The organism is Rhodovulum sp. HP10 (genome assembly GCF_047553435.1).
Classification (GTDB): Bacteria; Pseudomonadota; Alphaproteobacteria; order Rhodobacterales; family Rhodobacteraceae; genus Rhodovulum.
The window spans coordinates 2,397,710-2,416,853 of record NZ_CP180201.1 but is presented as its reverse complement, the minus strand read 5'-3'; the positions used below and the strand labels follow the sequence as shown (position 1 = coordinate 2,416,853).

16 protein-coding genes are annotated in these 19,144 nt (G+C 68.2%); 3 read left to right on the top strand and 13 right to left on the bottom strand.

Annotated features, from left to right (window positions below; translation table 11 throughout):
- Positions 1–9 precede the first annotated feature (9 nt).
- The 8 genes from tssC to ACK8CO_RS11280 all read right to left on the bottom strand — a co-directional run bounded on the left by tssC (position 10) and on the right by ACK8CO_RS11280 (position 9,860).
- Positions 10–1,503 carry a type VI secretion system contractile sheath large subunit gene (tssC, locus tag ACK8CO_RS11315; protein ID WP_080618221.1) on the bottom strand — a complete coding sequence of 498 codons (1,494 nt, stop codon included), beginning with the start codon at positions 1,501–1,503 and terminating at the stop codon, positions 10–12.
- A 22-nt stretch (positions 1,504–1,525) separates the two neighbouring features.
- Positions 1,526–2,050 carry a type VI secretion system contractile sheath small subunit gene (gene tssB / locus ACK8CO_RS11310; RefSeq protein WP_414896686.1) on the bottom strand — a complete coding sequence of 175 codons (525 nt, stop codon included), beginning with the start codon at positions 2,048–2,050 and terminating at the stop codon, positions 1,526–1,528.
- Positions 2,051–2,193: 143 nt separating this feature from the next.
- Positions 2,194–3,540: an ImpA family type VI secretion system protein gene (locus tag ACK8CO_RS11305; protein ID WP_080618219.1), complete on the bottom strand. Its 1,347-nt coding sequence runs from the start codon at positions 3,538–3,540 to the stop codon at positions 2,194–2,196.
- Between the two features lie 104 nt (positions 3,541–3,644).
- Positions 3,645–4,904 (bottom strand): type VI secretion system-associated FHA domain protein TagH, encoded by a 1,260-nt coding sequence (gene tagH, locus ACK8CO_RS11300; protein ID WP_414896685.1) that lies wholly within the window; start codon positions 4,902–4,904, stop codon positions 3,645–3,647.
- 75 nt (positions 4,905–4,979) lie between these two features.
- Positions 4,980–5,234 carry a PAAR domain-containing protein gene (locus ACK8CO_RS11295; RefSeq protein ID WP_080618217.1) on the bottom strand — a complete coding sequence of 85 codons (255 nt, stop codon included), beginning with the start codon at positions 5,232–5,234 and terminating at the stop codon, positions 4,980–4,982.
- 46 nt (positions 5,235–5,280) lie between these two features.
- Entirely contained in the window at positions 5,281–7,224 is a 1,944-nt protein-coding gene (locus tag ACK8CO_RS11290; protein ID WP_414896684.1) for a type VI secretion system Vgr family protein, read from the bottom strand.
- A 136-nt stretch (positions 7,225–7,360) separates the two neighbouring features.
- On the bottom strand, positions 7,361–8,455 hold the full coding sequence (locus ACK8CO_RS11285; RefSeq protein ID WP_080618215.1) for a ParB/RepB/Spo0J family partition protein: 1,095 nt from the start codon (positions 8,453–8,455) through the stop codon (positions 7,361–7,363).
- Between the two features lies 1 nt (position 8,456).
- Positions 8,457–9,860 carry an AAA family ATPase gene (locus tag ACK8CO_RS11280; protein WP_080618214.1) on the bottom strand — a complete coding sequence of 468 codons (1,404 nt, stop codon included), beginning with the start codon at positions 9,858–9,860 and terminating at the stop codon, positions 8,457–8,459.
- A gap of 594 nt (positions 9,861–10,454) precedes the next feature.
- On the opposite strand from ACK8CO_RS11280, the gene ACK8CO_RS11275 reads away from it, so the two are divergent.
- Positions 10,455–11,648, top strand: coding sequence for a replication initiation protein (locus ACK8CO_RS11275; protein ID WP_080618213.1), 1,194 nt, complete (start codon positions 10,455–10,457; stop codon positions 11,646–11,648).
- Positions 11,649–11,670: 22 nt separating this feature from the next.
- Here ACK8CO_RS11275 and ACK8CO_RS11270 read toward each other — a convergent pair whose 3' ends face one another.
- The 5 genes from ACK8CO_RS11270 to ACK8CO_RS11250 all read right to left on the bottom strand — a co-directional run bounded on the left by ACK8CO_RS11270 (position 11,671) and on the right by ACK8CO_RS11250 (position 16,664).
- Positions 11,671–12,072: a type II toxin-antitoxin system VapC family toxin gene (locus tag ACK8CO_RS11270; RefSeq protein WP_080618212.1), complete on the bottom strand. Its 402-nt coding sequence runs from the start codon at positions 12,070–12,072 to the stop codon at positions 11,671–11,673.
- Positions 12,072–12,329, bottom strand: a complete 258-nt coding sequence (locus ACK8CO_RS11265) for a type II toxin-antitoxin system Phd/YefM family antitoxin (protein ID WP_080618211.1) — start codon at positions 12,327–12,329, stop codon at positions 12,072–12,074. Before ACK8CO_RS11265 ends, ACK8CO_RS11270 begins: the two co-directional genes overlap by 1 nt.
- A 107-nt stretch (positions 12,330–12,436) precedes the next feature.
- Positions 12,437–13,459, bottom strand: coding sequence for an LLM class flavin-dependent oxidoreductase (locus ACK8CO_RS11260; protein ID WP_080618210.1), 1,023 nt, complete (start codon positions 13,457–13,459; stop codon positions 12,437–12,439).
- Positions 13,460–13,578: 119 nt separating this feature from the next.
- On the bottom strand, positions 13,579–14,262 hold the full coding sequence (locus tag ACK8CO_RS11255) for a response regulator transcription factor (protein ID WP_080618209.1): 684 nt from the start codon (positions 14,260–14,262) through the stop codon (positions 13,579–13,581).
- On the bottom strand, positions 14,259–16,664 hold the full coding sequence (locus ACK8CO_RS11250) for an ATP-binding protein (protein WP_414896683.1): 2,406 nt from the start codon (positions 16,662–16,664) through the stop codon (positions 14,259–14,261). The genes ACK8CO_RS11255 and ACK8CO_RS11250 overlap by 4 nt, the downstream gene beginning before the upstream one ends.
- Positions 16,665–16,857: 193 nt before the next feature.
- Between ACK8CO_RS11250 and ACK8CO_RS11245 the strand changes: the two genes are divergently transcribed.
- Both ACK8CO_RS11245 and ACK8CO_RS11240 read left to right on the top strand, forming a co-directional pair.
- Positions 16,858–18,483: a c-type cytochrome gene (locus tag ACK8CO_RS11245; protein ID WP_414896682.1), complete on the top strand. Its 1,626-nt coding sequence runs from the start codon at positions 16,858–16,860 to the stop codon at positions 18,481–18,483.
- Positions 18,480–19,133 (top strand): molecular chaperone, encoded by a 654-nt coding sequence (locus tag ACK8CO_RS11240; protein ID WP_414896681.1) that lies wholly within the window; start codon positions 18,480–18,482, stop codon positions 19,131–19,133. Before ACK8CO_RS11245 ends, ACK8CO_RS11240 begins: the two co-directional genes overlap by 4 nt.
- Positions 19,134–19,144: the final 11 nt, after the last annotated feature.

The window sequence follows — 19,144 nt, the reverse complement described above, 5'->3', positions numbered from 1 at the left end:
CGAGGCCTTTTATTTGCCGATAGGCAGCCTCGACACGAGGCTCATGCCGATATCCATGCCTTCCAGCTGGAAATGCGGCCTGAGATAGAACTTGCCCTGGTAATATCCGGGGTTGAGTTCGTCCTCGATCACTTCGACCTTTGCCCCCGCCAGCGGTTTGCGAGCCTTCTCCATCTCGCTGGCGCTCTCGGGATTGCCCGAGACATACTTGTTGATCCAGGCCTGCAGGTCCTTTTCAAGCTGCAGGCGGTCGGGGCTCTGGCCGATCTTGTCTCGCACCATGACCTTCAGGTAATGGGCAAATCGCGACACTGCGAAAATATAGGGGATGCGCGACGACATGTTGTCCGAGGCGGTCGCCAGGTCGTCGACATATTTCTTGGGACGGTAAAGGGACTGTGCTCCAATGAATGCGGCCTTGTCGGTATGCTGGCGGTGGATCAGCCCGATCAGCCCGGCCTTGGACAGCTCGCCCTCGCGCCGGTCGGTGATCGACACCTCGGTCGGACATTTCATGTCCTTGGCGCCGTCGCCGGTATCGAACAGATGGGTCGGCAGGTTCGCCACCTCGCCGCCCGAGGTCACGCCGCGGATCCGCACCGTCCAGCCATATTCCTTGAACGCCCGGTTGATATTCGCCGCCATCGCATGGGCCGCGTTCATCCAGGCATAGTTCCTGCCGTCATGGCCGTCGGTTTCCTCGACGAAGTTGAACTCCTCGACCACCGAATTCGAGTTCGGCCCATAGGGCTCGCGGGCCAGCACGCGCGGCGCGACCAGCGCCACGAAGCGCGAATTCTCGCTGTCGCGCAGGCTGTTCCACTGCGCATATTCCGGCGTCTCGAAGATCTCGGACAGATCCGGCGGCACCGAGATCTCGTTCCAGCTGTCCAGCCCCAGAAGCTCGGGCGCGGTGCCCGAGATGAAGGGCGCCAGCGAGGCCTCGGAAATCCGGGCCACCGATTGCAGCAGGTTCACGTCGGGCGAGGAATGGTCGAAATAGTAATCGCCCACCAGCGCGCCGAAGGGCTTGCCGCCCAGCGTGCCCAGGTTCTGCTCGTAGATCATCGTGTGCAGGGGCGACTTGTCCCATTTGGCGCCGGGATAGCGCCGCATCATCGCCTGCAGCTCGGATTTCGAGATGTTCAGCACCTTGACCCGCAGCGAGGCGTCGGTCTCGGCATTGTTCAGCGTGTAGGCCAGCCCGCGCCAGGACGATTCGATCTGCTGGAACTCGGCCGCATGCAGGATCTCGTTGACCTGGGCGCTGAGCTTCTCGTCGAGCCGCGCGATCATCGCGTCGAGCGTGTCGATCACGTCCTCGGCGATCAGCTCGCTCGACCCCAGCGCCTCGCGCGCCAGCGCGGTCACCGCATTGTCGACCTCGCGCGCGGCGATGTCGCTGCGCGGCTTGATGGTCTGTTTCAGGATGTCCTGAAATTCCGAAAGCTCGTCGAGCGCGCCAGCGGCTGCGCCCGTCTGCCGTTCTGCGTTCTGAGTCATCTACCCCATTCCCCCCGGCAGCTTACGCGTCATCCGACGACGCGTCGTCGCGCGCCGCACTGTCCGCCAGAGCCGCCATCAGCTCGGGATCGGCCAGCAGTCGTTTGATATGTTCCTGGGCGCGGGGCTTGGTGCCCATGTAGCGCTGCAGGTTGGCAAGCTGCTCGCGCGCCTCCAGAAGCTGGCGCAGGGCCGGCACCTGCCGCGCCACCGCCGCCGGTTCCAGATCCTCCATCTTCCCGAACTGGAGGTTCACCCCCAGCTTCTGGCCCGACTCGGGCTCCAGCCGGTTGTCGACGGTGAAGGTGACGCCCGGCGCGACCGAGGCCATGTAATCGTCCAGCGTGTCCTTGGTGACATCGGTGAAGCTGCGATCCTCGACCTCCGGTTTTTCGACCCCCGGATTGTTGCCCGACAGGTCCGACATGACGCCCATCACGAAGGGCAGCTCGACCATCTTCTCGCTATCGTAGGGGTCCTGATACTGGATCTGGACCCGCGGCGGGCGATTGCGCTTGATGAAACCGGAACCGGAGTTCGATGACATTATTTTCCTTCCTTTATCAGTCTCTTGCCGTCATTCGACCGAAGCGCGTCGCCTGTCGTTTGGACCCGTTCCGAGTCGAAGTTGTCAACGCAGAGATGTAGTCTGGCAGAAGATCGGCGGAAATTCGACCATTTGGACATACTCTATCGTCCTCCCTCCGCCGATGGCAGCAAATCCCGAAGGATGGCCGGGAAATCCTTACCCAGATAGGCTTGCGCCCGCTCCAGCAACATGGGTACAGGGCTCGATCGTTCGGTGCGCCGGAAATGGTCCTCGACCGCGCGCAGCGTGCCCTGGGCGGCTTCGGCGCTGTCGATGGACGGCGGCGGCGGGCGCAGGGTCGATTCGGCCCGGGCCGGCGCCGGATCGGCGGGACCGGCCTCCTCGGTCAGGCTGCGCAGCCGCGCGCTGTCCAGCACGAAGCCGGTCTCGGGGCCGAAGCCGATCTGCGCCTCGGCCGCGCGGCCGGGCATCAGCACCTCCAGCGCCTCGATCAGCGGCCGCCCGATCAGAAGCCGCGCCTGCGTCACCAGCAGCAGCGCGGGCGACGAGGGTTCGGCGCGCCGGTAATAGGCCTCGCAGGCCTCCAGAAGCCGCCTTGCATGGTCCTGATCGCGTACCTCGGGTGCCCCGGCCGGAAGCTCCCGGGCGCGCGGCGGCACCTGTACGGGCGCGCTGTGCGCCACCGGCTCGGGCGCAGGCGCCTCGGGCATCGGCACCGGGGCGGCCAGATCGGGGCGGACCGAGACGATCGCCTCGCGCATCTCGGCCAGAACGCCCTTCAGCGGGTCCAGATGCGGGGTGAAGGGCGCCTCGGGATCGGTCGCGCAGGCGGCAACGATCCGCGTCACCGCCTCCATCGCCCGGTCGAGCGCGGTGAGGGTCCGCGTCAGCCGCGCCCCGTTGCCCGGATCGGCCAGCACCGCGGTCAGCGAATCGGTCGACAGCCCGCTTTCGCCCTGCAGCGGCGTCGCCTGCCCGGCCGCCACCCGCAGCTTGCGCAGCGTCACCTCGGCGGTTCCGGCCAGCCCGGCCCAGGTCAGCGGCTGGATCACCGTCGCCGGAGCGGCCAGCTCGGCCAGCGCCTCGCGCCGCTCGGCCGGATCGCCCTCGGCCCCGGGATGCACCTCGCGCGGATAGCGTTCCAGCAGCAGCGCCACCGTCTCGAGCGTCTCGGCCACGTCGGGAACCCGCCCCGCCAGCGCCAGCCATTGCACCCGCAGCGCCAGCAGCCGCAGATCGCGACTGCGCCCGAGCAGCGCATCGATCTGGCGCAGCTCCGCGGCCAGATCCAGCGTGCCGGGATCGAAGACCCTGTCGGGCGAGACCGAGCCATCGGGCCGGGTCACCCCCGGACGGGCATAGGCATCGGGAAGACGGCCGAGCGCCGCGAAATAATAGGCGTCGAAATCCGGATCCATCCGCGCATTGAGATCGGGCCCGCAGGGGCCGTCGTCGACCATCGGTTCCGCGAGGGAATCAAGACCCATGAGGCACCCCTTAAAATTTCCGTCGACCGCGCTTTGCGGCCCAAATCCATTGGCAAGACCGTCAGCACAGATATGTAGACGGCCTTGCGCCAGATCAACCTACGCTAATCCGGCATTGCCCCCTGCGCCCGGGCATAGGCCTCGGCAAAGGCATCGAGGAACGCGTCGAGCATGCCATTTTCGCCTTTCCCGGCAAGGGCATCCCAGCGCGCAACATAGCTGTCCCAGGCTCGCGCCTTGCGCGATACGGCCAGCAGGTTTCCGCCGGTCGCCTCGGCCTCGACCGCCTCGGGTGCCAGGCCGTCCAGAACCGCGGCCAGCGCCGGCTGAAGCGCCGCGAAAATCCCCTGCTGATGGCGGGCAAGATCCGACAGCGCGGTCTCGAACCCCTCGGGCCCGGCCAGAAAGCCGTCGCGCGGAACCAGGAACAGCGCCTCCAGCGCCGCGTCGGTATCGGGCAGGAACTTCATCGGATTGTTGCCGCTGGCGCTGCGCATGGTGCGCTCGCCCGACCGGGTGAACTGCTTGACGCTGGCCCGGTCGCGCAGCATCCGCATCACGCCGCCGGTCGCGACCCGCGCGACCCGGCCCAGATCGCGGGCCAGTGCCTCGGCATCGGCGCCCCTGGCCAGATCCGGGTCAAGCCCCGCGCCCTCGCAGAAGGCCCGCAGGAAGGCCTCTTCGGCACCGGGCCCGGCACTGGCATGGGGCGGCTCGGGATCGCGGCCCGGCGGGTGGAAGGGCTGCGGCTCGGGCGCGACCGGCGGCGTGCCCGAGGGCGGACGCCTCGGGGCCTGCCCTCCGGCGCCTGATACCCCCCCTGCCCCGGCAGGCACGGGAGCAACGGGCGCCGGTGCGACCGGCGCGGCGGGCGCCAGCGACACGAAGCCCTGCAGGCCGTCATCGCGCCCGGACATCCCTGCCCCGCGCCCGCGCCCCTGCACCGGCAGCGCAGACGAAACCGGAGCCGCAGCCAGCGCGCCGAAATCCCAGGGGTCGTCCTCGGCCGGCAGCGCCGCCCCGGCGCCTTCGTTCGCCGCCACGCCCTCGGCCCCGGCCGCGACCGCGATCACATAGGGCCCGACCCGGAACCGGTCGCCCGGCACCAGCGGATGCGGTCCCTGCAGCCGATGGGCATGGCCGTCGAGAAAGGTGCCATTGGTCGAGAGATCGACCAGCCAATAGCGCCCCTCGCTGAATTTCAGGTCGAAATGATGGCCCGAGACATGGCGCGCCGGATCGGGCAGCACCCAGTCCATGCCGCGCCGCCGCCCCACACTGAGATCGCGCCCGTCAAGCCCGATCCAGGCCGGGCCGCCATCGCTCAGCCGGTCGGCATTCTCTATCCGCAAGATCAGCATCATCGGATCTCCAGATAACCCGCCCCCGCCGCTGTTTCCAGAGCCCCCTCCATTCGGTCGCGGCCCCGCGCCCGCCGTTCAGCAGGTCTTCAGCTCCGACCCGGTGGTGATCTGGCCGCCGTGATCGGTGCGCGAGCCGATCCGCGCCACCGCGCGCCCGTCGCAGAAGGCCACGTCCGAACCGTCGACGATGACCGCGCCGCAGCTGATCTTGTCGCCGACCAGCGCCACCGGGCGACCGTCGCAGAAGGTCTTGCCCGAGGCGGTCACGATCTGGCCCCTGCCATGCTTCGGACATTCATGCAGATCGCCCAGCCGTGCCACGGGTTTCATCGTCCGGCCCTTTTCATCGCCCTGTCCTCTTCATCCCTCGGCCCTCTCAGGCATCCGCCAGCGGACAATGGCTGACAAAGGGCGTGCCCTCGCCCGCCGCCGCCTTCAAGACCTCGGGGATCGCCGGAACCGCCGCCGCCCCCGGCGAGGCCGCGCCCACATTCAGGACCGGCACCGCATTGACCGCGCCGCCCTCGAGCGTCAGCGCCGCGCCGCCCGCGACCAGCGTGATCTTGGAAGCGTCGATGACGATCTCGCCGCCGGCCTTCAGCGTCAGGTCGCCGCCGGCCCGGACCGCCAGATCGGCCGCCACATCCATGCCGCGCGCCGCCTCGGTCTTCTCGCTGACCGCGCCGGTCACGGTGACGTCCATCCGGCCCTCGACGGTCTCGGTCCGGTTCGCCGCCACCGCCAGCATCGAATCATTCCCGACCGAGACGGTATCGTCGAACTCGACCCGCCGCTGCGCCGAATTCTCGACATGCACATCCAGATCCTTCTGCGCATGCATGTAGATGAACTCTTCGCCGGCCTGATCCTCGAAGGTCAGCTCGTTGAAGCCCTCGCCCTCATGGCTCTTGGTCTTGAAGACCGAGCGCGACTTGTTCTGGGGAAGCGCGGCGGGCGGGGCATTGCGCCCGTTATAGACGCAGCCCGTGACCAGCGGCTTGTCGGGATCGCCATCGAGGAACTCGACCACGACCTCCATGCCGATCCGCGGGATCACCATGCCGCCCCAGCCCGGCCCGGCCCAGCTCTGGCTGACCCGGCAACGCATCGACAGATCCTCGTCGAGATCCCAGTGAAAGCGCACCAGGATCCGGCCATATTCGTCGCAATCGACCTCGCCTTCGCCCGCCACGGTCGCGGTCTGGGGGCCGCGCACATCGGCGCGCGGGGTCTTGCGCTCGGGCATCAGGGGCGCGTCGGCGGGCATCAGCACATATTGCCCGGTATAGGCATAACCATCGCTGCCCTCGCCGCCCGAGCCGTAATTGTCCGAGGTATAGCTGTGGGTCGCCACGAGGCAGAGATACTCCTCGCCGGTGCCGGGCACGTCATCGCCCTCCAGCGTGACCCGCATCCCCGCCGCCAGCGCCGGAATGTCGCCCACCGCCGCAAAGCGGCGGTCCTGGCCGCGCTCGGCCCCCAGCCGCAGCTCGGCCACCTGCTGGCCACGGCCCTGATCGAGGTAATCGCCCGGCCAGTCGAAGCTCTCGATCTGGCCATGCTCGAAACCCGCATCGCCCGTGCGGTCGGTCTCCATCGCCGCGACCGGGGTCTTGAAGTTGTAATCGGTCAGCCGGATCGCGCCGGTCGTGATCCGCCGCGCCGGGCGCCACTCCCAGAAATGCTCGACCTCCTCCTGATGATGCCCGTCGACCGGCCGGAACGGCCGCACGCCGATCGAGCCATGGGCCTCGGCCATGTCGGTCAGCACCATCTCGTGGCTGCCCGGCGCATGGCGGAAATGGTAGGAGATCCCGTGCCGCTCCATCATGCGGCAGGCGAAGGCCAGATCGGTTTCGCCATATTGCACGGTATATTCCAGCTCGGGATAGTCGCCCGACAGCTCGACCGAGAGCCGGCCCGCCGAGGCATAGGCCTCGAGCAGCTCCTCGAGGATCTCGACCACGGTCCTGTTATGGAAGATCCGCTGGTTGCGCCTGAGGCCGGCCAGCCAGAGCCAGGGCCTGAGCCGCAGCCGGTAGCGATGCCCGTTCTCGCCCGCCCCGAGCCAGCGCGCCTCGGTGACCAGCCCGTCGAAGGCGCGGTCCTCGCCGTCATGGGTGACAAGCGACACCGTGGCATGGGTGCCCAGCAAGCTGTCGAAATCGAGATCGGCGCGGGCGGCGAGACAGCCCACCTCGAAATCGAACAACCCGTTGACCCGCTCGCTGCCCTCGACGCGCTGAAGCACCAGCTCGTTCTCGCCCAGGGCGGTCTCGAGCCGCCCCATCCGGGCCTTCTGATCGAAAAACGCAGCCATTCCCGCTCCCACTCGTCTCAACCTGTCCGCGTGCAGAAAGCTATCGTCCCCACGTCCGGGCGCAAGGGCCGGAGGCAGAAAGCCGCCGATGCGGCCTCGTGCCCTTCCCGCCTGTCCCACCGGCCTGCCCCGGTCCTCAGCCCTCGGGCCGTTCCAGCAGCCGCTCCAGTTCCTCCATCGCCCGCTCGACCAGCTCGCGGTCGACGCCGGTTCCGGCCAGCCGGATATACCAGCCGCGCGCATCCTCCCCGGCCTGCATCCTGAGCCCGCCCGAGATCCGCCGCACCGCGCCCTGACGCGCCCGCTTCGGCGGCCGCCCGCCCCGGCGCGGATCGGTCGCGGTCTCGACCCGGGCCAGCGCCTCGGCGATGATCTCGGCCTCCTCGGCCGGATCGGAGGGCACCCGCTCGGCCAGCGCCTCGCGCAGCCGCGCCTCGGCCCCGTCGCGCAGGGCCGCCGCCAGCTTCAGCCCGTCCTTCTCGCGCAGAAGATCGGGAAAGCTCAGCATGTCGCCCAGCTCCTCGAAGATCAGCGCGAAGGAGCGGATCTTCGAGCGCTTGGCCTTCGAGGCCATCGGATAAAGCGCGTTGACTGCGGCCTCGGTATTGACGAAGGCGCCCTGCTGCACCGCGATCACCGCGATCCGGCCGCGCTCGAAATGGCTCAGCGTGGCGCGGATCTCGTTTTCCTCGATCATCGCGGCGAAGGTGCCGCCCATCTCCTCGGGATCGCGCAGAACCGCCTTGATGCGGTCATAGCGGCTGTCATTGGTCAGCGCCTTGAGATCGCGGAAGGCCTTGAGGCGGCGATAGCCCGACAACAGCCCATAGCGGAAGCCGCGGCCATCTGGCGCCATCTCGAACACCTCGACCGGAAGCCGTAACCCGTTCTTTGCAATCGAGGATTTCAGTTCTTCCAGCTCTTCGGCATCCAGCACGACCCGGTCGCGGACCAGGGCATCGGCATCGATCTCGTCCAGCGGCAGCTCGAGCATGACCAGCCCCCGGCCCTCGGCCTCGCGCAGCCGCCGGGCATCTGTCCGGTCGCGCGCGGTATCCGCGCGTTCCTCGGCCGGACGGGGCTCATGGGCGCCCGCGCTCTCGGCCGCGACCTGGGCGATGGGGGCCATCGACCGGGCCGAGCCCCCTGCCCCGGTTTCGCGGCGAAACTCCTCCTCGATCCGGCTCAGTTCCTCGGCCGAGGGCGCTTGCAGCTTGCGGCGTTTGGCCATGTCATTTCTCCTCCGTCGCGGCATCCGCCATCCGGGCATCGCGCCACCAGGTGCCCAGGATCACTTCCTTGACCTCGGCCCAGGTGCGGTCGAAGGTCTCGCGCCCCCGGACATAGGTGTCGCGGTTGAAGTCGCGGTAATCGGTCTCGTAGATCCCCGAGACCTGCTCGCCCGCCTGACCCACCATCGCCGTCAGCTCCTGGCGGTAGGTGGTCATGAAGTCGCCGAAATAGGCCTGGATGACATTGGCCAGATCGGTCTGCTGGGCGGCATCGAAGCGCGTCACCAGCGCCCGGACCGCGTCCCATTCGAAGCGGATCTCGGGCAGCCCGTCGGCCCGCCGCGCCCGGTTCTCGCCTTCCTCGATCGAGGCAAAGGTCGAATAGATCATGTCGAAGAACCGCCCCGTCGAATCGAATTCGAGGAAGGAGGCGCCAAGCGGCACCAGCAGGATATCGGCCGCCGACAGCGCGTTGATGGTCAGGTAGCCAAGCGCGGGCGGGGTGTCGAGCAGGACGATGTCATACTCGTCCAGCATGCCGCCCTCCTGCAGCGCGTTCAGAAGCGAATCCCAGAGCGGCCAGGACCGCATCTGCATCCGCCAGACCGGCACCTGGAACTCGGCCCAGTACAGGTTCAGCTGCGCCCCGATCAGGTCGATATTGGGCCAGTGGGTGGGCTGGACCAGGTTTCGCGGCGAAACCTCCAGCGCCGCGGTCAGGGTTTCGTCAAAGCCGAAGGGCGCCTCTCCGGCCGCCTCGCGGACCCGGTTTTCCGCCTGCAGATGCTTGGCATAGTCGCGGGCGAGCATCGGGAAGACGGTCTGCCATTCATCCTCGACCTGCCCGCCCATGATCGAGGTCATCGAGCCCTGGCTGTCGAGATCGATCACCAGCACCCGGTAACCGTCGAGCGCGGCCGACATCGCCAGATGGGCACAGGTCGAGGTCTTGCCGACGCCGCCCTTGAAATTCGCGACCGCCACGACCTTGGCGGGCAGGCCCTCGGGTCGCCAGGCCTGGTATTCGCGGTCCTTGGCGCCTTCCTCGGCGAAATGCGCCCGCAGCCTGAGCACCTCGTCCAGCGTGTACCACTTGGCGCCGCCTTCACCTTCGCCCTGGGGCAGGTCGGGATTCTGGCGCAGTACCCGGCGCAGATGGGCCGGGTTGACCGGGATCAGGTAACGGCAGACCTCCCAGGTCGAGAATTTCCTCAGCCGCTTCTTGCCGTCCGGCGCATAGCCGCGCCGGGCAAGGTCGTCGCGACCGCGGGCAGCGAAGGCGGCCGCCTTGGCAAAGCGCGGCGTGTCGATCGGCGCCGAAAGCTTGGCCGCAGCCGCAGCCGGGTCGATGTTGAAATAGGGGGGAAGGTCTGGCTTGCTGGGAGCGCCGGTTTTCTTTGCCATGGTGCCTCTGCATGTTCGCTGTTTTTCGCGATACGCGGCAAACTATGGCACATCCTTGCCCCGTTGGGAATCGGCTGGGCCATTCCTCTTCTGAAAAAGAGGGAAAACCGCAACATCAGCAGGATCGTTTTACGAGTCTTTTCAGTTTTTTTGAATCTTTGTCTCGGATAATATCCATGAAATCCAATACCTAAGCGGTAGATAGGTGCCCGGATGCAGGCGGATGGGAGGCCGGATGCAGGGCGACAGGCACCTGTTTGCGGGATATCGGGCGCCGATTCGCGGGGAAGGGCCCGCCGCATGACTCGGGGGCCCCTTGTTTGGCCATGTTAGGCTCTGTTTTCCACTGTCGGGCCCCGTCCGGGCGACGGAGCCCGGGGCGGCTTTCCCGCAAACGGGTACCTTCCGACCCCGGCGATGAGCCCAAGGTACCCGTTTGCGGGAAAGGGGTACAGGTGCCAGAGGTGGGCTTGCCTGCGGACACCTTTTGACCGATCATGGCCGCAACCGGGACAGGTCGACGCGAGTCGCGCGATCCCGGAGACAGTGACGAGGCATCCGACGGGGCAGGCGCGCCCCGCGAGCGAGGGCGGGATGGACGACATTCCACGCGACCGGCTGACCGGTCCGCTGCGGCGGGGGGCGGTCAAGAAGCATGTGGCCGCGATCCATGTCTCGGGCAAGCTGACGCTGTTGCAGCGCAAGCTGTCGAATGTGCTGCTTCTGAATGCCTATGACACGCTGATCTCGCAAAGCCGCCACCAGATCGACGCGCGCACGCTGTGCCTGATGATCGGCTACAATTCGAACGACATGGAGACGCTCAAGCAGTCGCTGCGGGGCCTGGCCGAGACCGTGGCCGAATGGGACATGCTTGATGCCGAGGGGCGGCAGGAATGGGGGGTCTCGGCGCTTCTGTCCTATGCCAAGCTCAAGGGCGGGATCTGCGAATATGCCTATTCGCCGGCGCTGGCCGAAAAACTGCACGACCCCAAGGTCTTCGCGCTGATCAACCTGAACATCCAGCGCCGCTTCACCTCTGGCCATGCCCTGGCGCTTTACGAGAATTGCTACCGCTTCATCCGTACCGGCAGCACGGGCTGGTGGTCGCTCGACCTGTTCCGCCGCCTGATGGGGGTGGCCGACAGCCCCTATTACGAGGTGTTCAAGCATCTCAATGCCAAGGTCATCAAGCCGGCCGTGGCCGAGGTGAACAAGACCTCGAACATCGTCGTCACGCCCGAGCTGCGCAAGATGGGCCGGAGCGTGACCGATATCCGCTTCCGCATCGCCGAGAACCCGCAGCTGGCCATTCTCGATCTCGACGATGGCGAGGGGCTGCGGAATTCCGAGGTCTATGCCCGGCTGCGGGCGCTGGGGGTCAGCGACCGGCTGGCGCGGCAATGGATCGCCGAGCACGGGCAGGATTATGTGCGGCGCAAGCTCGACTACGTGGCGGGGCAGGGGGGCGTGAAGAACGCGGTGGGCTATCTCACGGTGGCGCTGCGCGAGGATTACGACGAGCGCGCGCCCGAGCCGGAGGTTTCGCCGCGAAACCCCGGGCCGCCGCGATCCTTCCGGGCCCGGCGGCTCGAGCGGATCCGCGATCTGGCGGCGGCGCGCAAGCCGACCCAGCGCGATGCCGACAAGCGGCTGTTCATGGCCCGGCTCGATGCTGCTGCGCGCGATGATTTCGAGCGTCACGGCTGGATGTCGGCGCTGAATGCCGAGGCCATCGCCGCCTTCTGGGAAGAGCTGCATCCGGGCGCCTTCGACGGGCTCGACTGACGAGATCGACTGCGCCCAGGGCTCAGAACGGGTTCTCGATCGGAACGCCGGTCGGTTCGAAATCCGGGACATTGCCGGTGACCACCGTCGCGCCGTGATGAAGCGCAGTCGCCGCGATCATCAGGTCGGCGCCGGGATGGCCGATCTCGGCAGAAAGCCGGCCCCAGATCCGCGCCTCGGCCGCGCCGAAGGGCAAGAGCCGGTCGGCGAAGACCAGCATGGTGCGGTCGAGCCAGACCCGCAGGTCGCGGGCGAAACCGGGATCGCGGGTCTCTTGCTGGCGGATGCCGCGTTCGATCTCGCCCAGGGTGATGACGCTGAGATAAAGCTCGGGCTCGGGCCGCGCGGCCAGCCAGGCGCGGACCTGCGGCGCGCGCTCGGGACGGCGCACCGCGGAAATCACGTTGGTGTCGATCAGATACATCAGAAGCGGACGTCGCGCGGGCGGACCTCGGCGCGCTCGATCTCGCGGGCCTCGATCCCGGGGGCAGGGAAGGCCAGCAGATGCTCGGCAAAGCTTTCGCGGGCTGCGGCGGCGCCCTTCAGCAGGCGCCGGTAATCATCGGCCGACAGCACCACGACCGCGGGCTTGCCGCGGCGGGTGACCTCCTGGGGGACCCCGGCCAGCGCTGCCTCGACCACCGCGCTGAACCGGTTCTTGGCATCCTGCAATGTCCACATCGGACGGGCCTCCGCATCATCTGGCTAGATAGATGGCTAGACGGGGGCGGTCTGTCAAGGGGAGGGCCCGACATGACGGGCCCTCCGGGGCGGGACGATGGGGGCGATCAGCGCCAGCCGAGCTGGGGCGCGACATGGGTCAGGATCGCCTCGATCACATGGGCATTGTAATCGACGCCAAGCTGGTTCGGCACGGTCAGCAGAAGCGTGTCGGCCTCGGCGATGGCCTCGTCCTTCTCCAGCTCGGCCGCCAGCCGGTCGGGCTCGCCGGCATAGCTGCGCCCGAAGATCGCCCGCGTCGTCTCGTCGAGCTGGCCGACCGAGTCGCGGCTTTGCACGCCCCGGCCGAAATAGGCCCGGTCGCGGTCATCGACGAGGGCGAAGATCGAGCGGCTGACCGAGACCCTGGGCTTGCGGCTGTGCCCGGCCCTGGCCCAGGCCTCGCGATAGGCGCGGATCTGCCTGGCCTGCTGCACATGGAAGGGTTCGCCGGTCTCGTCATCCTTCAGGGTCGAGCTTTGCAGGTTCATGCCCATCTCGGCCGCCCAGATCGCGGTCGCGTTCGAGCCCGAGCCCCACCAGATCCGGTCGCGCAGCCCCTCGGAATGGGGCTCGATGCGCAGCAGACCGGGCGGGTTCGGGAACATCGGATGCGGATTGGGCTGGGCGAAGCCCTCGCCCTTCAACAGATCGAAGAAGATCCGCCCGTGTTCGCGGCCCATATCGGCATCGGTCCCGCCCTCGGCGGGCGCATAGCCGAAATGGCGCCAGCCCTCGATCACCTGTTCGGGCGAGCCGCGGCTGATGCCGAGCTGGAGCCGCCCGCCCGAGATCAGGTCGGCGGCGCCGGCATCCTCGACCATGTAGAACGGGTTTTCATAGCGCATGTCGATCACGCCGGTGCCGATCTCGATGCTTCGGGTCCGGGCCGCGACGGCGGCCAGCAGCGGGAAGGGCGAGGCGAGCTGGCGGGCGAAATGGTGGACGCGGAAATAGGCCCCGTCAGCGCCGAGATCCTCGGCGGCCTCGGCCAGCTCGATCGACTGGATCAGCGCGTCGGCGGCCGAACGGGTGCCCGAGCTTGGCGCGGGCGACCAGTGGCCGAAGGACAAAAAGCCGATCTTCTTCATGGCGATACTCCTGTGCTGCGATGGCGTCGGAACGCCTCTCTTGCCGCCGATCTAGGGTCGGGCGGCGGCCGGGGGCAGTCCCCATCGCCGAACAGGGGCCGTGCGTCTCTGCAGCGGGCCTAGCTGTCGAGGGTCAGCACATAGCCCAGCCCGTGCACGGTGGTGATGCGCACCTCGCTGCCCTTGAGCCGGCGCCGCAGCCGCGAGATCAGCACGTCGATGGTGCGGTCGCCATAGACCCATTCGCGGCCGCAGGTCGCCATGCTGATCTGCATCCGGTCGCGCGGCTTGCCGATATTGCGGATCAGGCAGATCAGCAGCCGCGACTCGGCGGGCGAGAGCACCTCGATCCGGTCGGCGACCCAGAGCCGGCGCGACACCGCATCGAGCCGGAGCGCGTCGCCCAGCCGGAAGGTGGTCTGGTCCTCGGGGGTGCGGCGGGCGCTGAGCCGGGCCTGGATGCGGGCGCGCAGCACCGCGGGCTCGACCGGTTTGCAGACATAGTCGCTGGCGCCCATGCCAAGCCCCAGCACCTGATCGGTGGGCGCATCGAGGCTGGAGAAGACGATGAAGGGGATCTTGCGGTCCTGCTGCAGGAGCGGCGCCAGCAAAAGCCCGTCGGTATCGGGCAGGCGGCGGTCGAGGATCACCAGGTCGAAGCCGTTCCGGGCGATGGCATCGCGCGCGGTCTCGCCGTCGCCCGCGTTGTGGAAGCGGTGGCCGAGCTGGGTGACGATGTCCTCGACCATCACCTGTACCAGCACATCGTCATCGACGAGAAGGATGTCGGCGGTCGCGCTCATGCTTTTGGGGTCTCATCGGAAGGGCCGCCCAGATCCGGACGGCTCAGTTCCGGGGCGTTCAGATCGTCCGGGGCGGCGGCCAGCACCCGGGCGCGTGAGAGGGCGCGCATCCGGGTGCTGGCGGCGGGTGAATCGAAGGCCAGCTCGACGGCGCGGAGCGCGGCGTTCAGTTCGGTCCGGCCGAAGATCGCGGCGCCATTGGCCAGCTTGTGAGCCAGAGCGGCCAGCGCGGTGTCGGGCTGGCTGTCATCGCTGGTCGCGAGCTGGGTCCGGAACGTCTGCCAGCCCGTCGAGAAGACCTCGGCCATGCGTCGCTGCGCCTCGGGCGAGAGCCCGTCGAGCAGGGCGCTCGCGCGGGTCGGGCGGGTGCCGCTGCGGATCGCGCGCCCCAGCGCCCCGGCATCGAGCGGCTTTTCCAGAAGCGCGGTGAACAGCGCGGCCTGACCGTCGGCCTGGCGCACCAGATCGACATTGGCGCTGAGCAGGAAGACCGGACGCTCGCCCAGCGTGCCGCTCTGCCGCAGCGAGCGGGCGAAATCGACGCCATTGCCGTCGGGCAGGCGGTAATCGACGATGAAGAGGTCGTAATCCTCGGGATGCGCCTGGCAGAGCGCGCCCGCCTGCCGCAGCGAGCGGGCATGGTCGACGGACAGCCCCATGCGTTCGAGCATGGCCAGGGTGACGAGGACGCCGACCGGGTCGTCGTCGATCAGAAGGCAGCTCTTGCTGGACAGCGTGCCGGCGGGGCGGGCGGGCAGCTTGGCCGGGGCAGGGGCCTCGGCCGCGACCAGCGGCAGCCGCACCTCGATCCTGGCGCCGCCGCCGGGCCCCGCGGCCGAGCCGCCCGAGATGGTGCCGCCATGGGCCAGCGTCATCCGCTGGGCGATGGCCAGCCCCAGCCCCGAGCCCGACTGTCCGGTCGGGCGCGGCCGTAGCGCGGTGGGTGCGGCGATCAGCATCTCGCGGATCGGGGCGGGCAGGCCGGGGCCGTGATCGGTGACGGCGAAGACCAGCTCGTCGCCCGAGGGCCCCTCTTCGCGGCTCAGCTCCAGCGCGACGCCGCGTCCGTCATCGTGGCGGATCGCGTTCTGGATCAGGTTGCCGAGGATCTGCTGCACCATCGACCAGTCGAGCGCGACCTCGTCGGGCAGATCGGCCGACAGCGACAGCATCAGCGGCACGCCCTGCTGGCGGGCGAGGATATCGCGGCTGCGCACGAGGTTTTCCAGCATCTCGGCCAGCGCCACCGGCGCCGGGCGCGGCTTCGGCGCCTGCTGTTCGAAGCGCGAGAAGCTGAGCACGTTCTCGAGCGTGGCGCTGAGCCCGCGGGCCGAGATGTCGAGCAGCTCGGTCAGCCGGGTGCGTTCCTCGACATCCTGCGGCGGCACGTCCCGCAACAGCTCGGCCGCGCCCAGCACGCTGTGAAGGGGGGTGCGGATCTCGTGGCTCATGGCGGCCAGAAACAGCGACATGGTGCGCTCGGCCTCGCGCGCCAGCTCGATCGCGCGCTGATGGTCGGTGACGTCGTTCATCAGCACGATGCGCCAGCGGTCGAGCTTGTAGACGGTGTCCTCGACGGTCTCGAGCCGGATGTCGAAGCAGCGGCTGCCCGACTGGGTCTGCAGCCAGATCGCGCTCCACCGGCTGCCTTCGGTGGCGAGGATCTCGTCGACGATGGGCTGCAGCTCGTCGCGGCGCGATTGCAGCGCCAGCCGGTAGACCAGCGCCCCGGCCTCGTCGAGCCCGAGGAAGGTCTGCATGGCGGCGCGGTTGGCGCTGATCAGCCGGCCGTCCTCATCGGCGATGAAGACCGGGCCGCGCAGGCTTTCGAGCACGCCGAAAAGCTGGTCGCGCTCGCGCGTGAGGCGCCGCAGCCGGTCGGCCATCGCGGCCTCTTCGGTGCCGGTCTCGGACCAGGGCGCCAGCATCGCCAGTTCGACCTCGTCGAAGAAGAGATCGAGCCGGGCAAGCAGTGCCTCGGGCGCGGGCAGGGCAGGGGCGTCGTCCCGATGGGCGGACAATTCGCGGAAAAACCCGAGATAGGCGCGGCGGTAATATTTCAGCAGCCCATGGTTCAGCCAGAGCGGCACCCCCGAGCGGCGGTGCCGCCAGGCGACCTCGCGCAGCCCGGCGAAACGGGGATCGCTGCCATAGTCGTTATGCCCGTTGGCGCCGCCATCCTGCGTGGGCACGGAAAGGCTGGCGACGAGGCAGGCATTGATGATCTCGACCGATTCGACCCAGGCCGCCCGCATCGAACTTGTCTGATCCGTGAAGCCGTTGGCCGCACCAAGCCGCAGAATCTCGTCGACCAGCTCGTCGCTGGCACCGGACAGAACATCACTGAGACGGTCGGCAGGCCAGGATGACGGGCCTGCCGAGGGAGGGGCAGTCGGGGGCATGGCCGCACTCGATCACAACTGCGACAATTTGGCAATCGCTCTCGCGCGGCCGGGGCGGGGACGCGACGCTTTGCGCCGGTTCCGTTTACGACGCGTTTACAATTCCTTACAAAACCGAAGCCTCTGTGCCCCTTCGAACGGCTATGCTCCGTTCGACAATTCCCCACGTCCGAGAGGATCGGAGGCACGTATCATGACAGTCAAAGCAAGTACGCTGGTGAAGCTGGCGGGTAGCCTGTTGGTTTTGGGAGGGGCGGGATTTCTGGTCGTGACCTCGCCCTGGACCTGGTCGGCACTGAACGGCAGCCGCGAGCTGCCCGCGCTGGAAGGCGCCGATCTCGAGAATGGCCGCACGGTCTTCCTGGCGTCGGATTGCGCCACCTGCCACGCCACCCCGGGCTCGGAAGATGAGACCCATCTGGGCGGGGGCCGGTCGCTCGACACCGCCTTCGGCATTTTCCACATGCCCAATATCTCGCCCGATCCCGAAACCGGCATCGGCAGCTGGACCCTGGCCCAGTTCGACCGCGCGCTGCGCGAGGGCGTCGGTCCCGACGGGCTGATGCCCGATGGCCAGAACCTGTACCCGGCCTTCCCCTATACCTCGTATCAGCGGCTGACCGGCGAGGATTCGCGCGACCTTTACGCCTATATCATGTCGCTGCCGGCGGTCCGCTCCGAGGTCCCCGATCACGAGCTGAACTTCCCCTACAACCTGCGTCGCGGCGTCGGGGTCTGGCGCCTGGCCTTCCTCGACGGCGAGGCCCTGACCCCCGGCGAGGTGCCGGACGGCGTCGACCCCGATGTCTATCACCGGGGCGAATACCTGGTCGAGGGCGCGGGCCACTGCGCCGAATGCCACTCGCCGCGCGGCCCGATGGGCGAGGTGATCGCCGACAAGCGCTTTGGCGGCGGCCCGAACCCCGAGGGCACGGGCTGGTTCCCGAACATCTCGCCCGACGAGACCGGGATCGGCTACTGGTCGGTGGCACGGATCGCCAATTACCTGCATACCGGCAAGAACCCGATCGGCCGGATGGCCGATGGTGACATGGCCGAGGTCGTGGCCAATACCTCGCAACTGCCGTTCTCGGACGTGCAGGCGATGGCGGTCTATCTGAAATCGGTGCCGCCGGTCGAGAACCGGGCGCCGGGCCAGCCCGCGCCGAACTATGCCGATCACGTGGTGATGCTGGATCAGGCCGTCGGCAAGGCGCCGCAACTGCCGGTCTCGCCCGCCTCGGCCATCGCGGAAGGCGACAGCGCCACCGTGGTCGAGACCAAGAATGTCTGGATCGGCGCCGACATGGTGGCCACCGAGAACCAGCCCGACGGCAAGATCCTGGGCGGGGCTGTCGCCGAGATCACGGCACGCGACGGCGACAAGGTGCAGCTGACGCTGCGCGGCTGGCAGATGGAAGACGCGCCGACGGTGCTCTACCAGGAGAAGGGCCAGCGGGTGATGATGGCGATCTTCGACGATGCCGCCGCCGCCACCGTGACGCGCGGCGAGGCCGAGGTCGCGGCCGATACCGGCCAGAGCTGGGTGCCGGCCGAGGTCACGCTCTGGAGCGATGCCGCGGGCATGAATACCGACCGCGCCGCGGTCTGGGCCTATGGGCAGGATACCTTCCAGACGGCCTGTGCCGCCTGCCACGTGCTGCCGCAGAAGACCCATTTCACGGCCAACCAGTGGATCGGGACGCTGAAGGCGATGCGCCGCTTCACCTCGTTCAGCGATGACCAGTACCGGCTGATCCTGGCCTATCTGCAGAACCATTCGAAGGATCTCGACGTCAGCAAGGGGTCGGTGCAATGACCGCGGCTCTTGTCGACATGGGCGAGGAGGAGGCCGCCGACCTGGCCTTCATCGCCGAGTTCCTCGCCTCGCTTCTGCTGACCCCGCCCGACCGCGACAGCCTGCAGTCGCTGCGCTCGATGCAGGGGCAGGTCTCGCTGGGCCGCATCGGCGGCTATCTCGGAGAGGAGACGGCGGTCGACGCGATCCGCCAGATCCTCACTGCCGGACCTGTCGAAGAGGTCGCGGTCTCGCTCGAACGCCGCCACACGGCGCTGTTCGAGGGCATCTTCCGGCAGCGCAGCCTGCCGCCCTATGCCAGCGCCTGGGACGGGACCGGACGGCTTTGCGGCCCCGCCGTGGGGCGGATGCAGCAGATCCTGCGCGATCTCGACGTGCATCTCGAAGGCAGCTCGGAGATGGCCGACCATCTCGGCGTCGAGCTGGCGGCCCTGGCCGAGGCGCTGCGGCGCGGCCGCCCCGATATCGCGGCGCGCCTGCTGGACGAGCTTGACTGGTGCGCGCGCTTCGCCGCCGCGCTGATCAAGGCCGACGATGCCGGTTTCTACGGCGCGCTGGCCCGGCTGGTGCTGGCATTCAAGACCCTGATGACGGCCGAGGAGGCCGCCGCCCAACCCCTGCACGACCCCGCCGCCACGGCGCGGATCTGAAAGGACAGGCC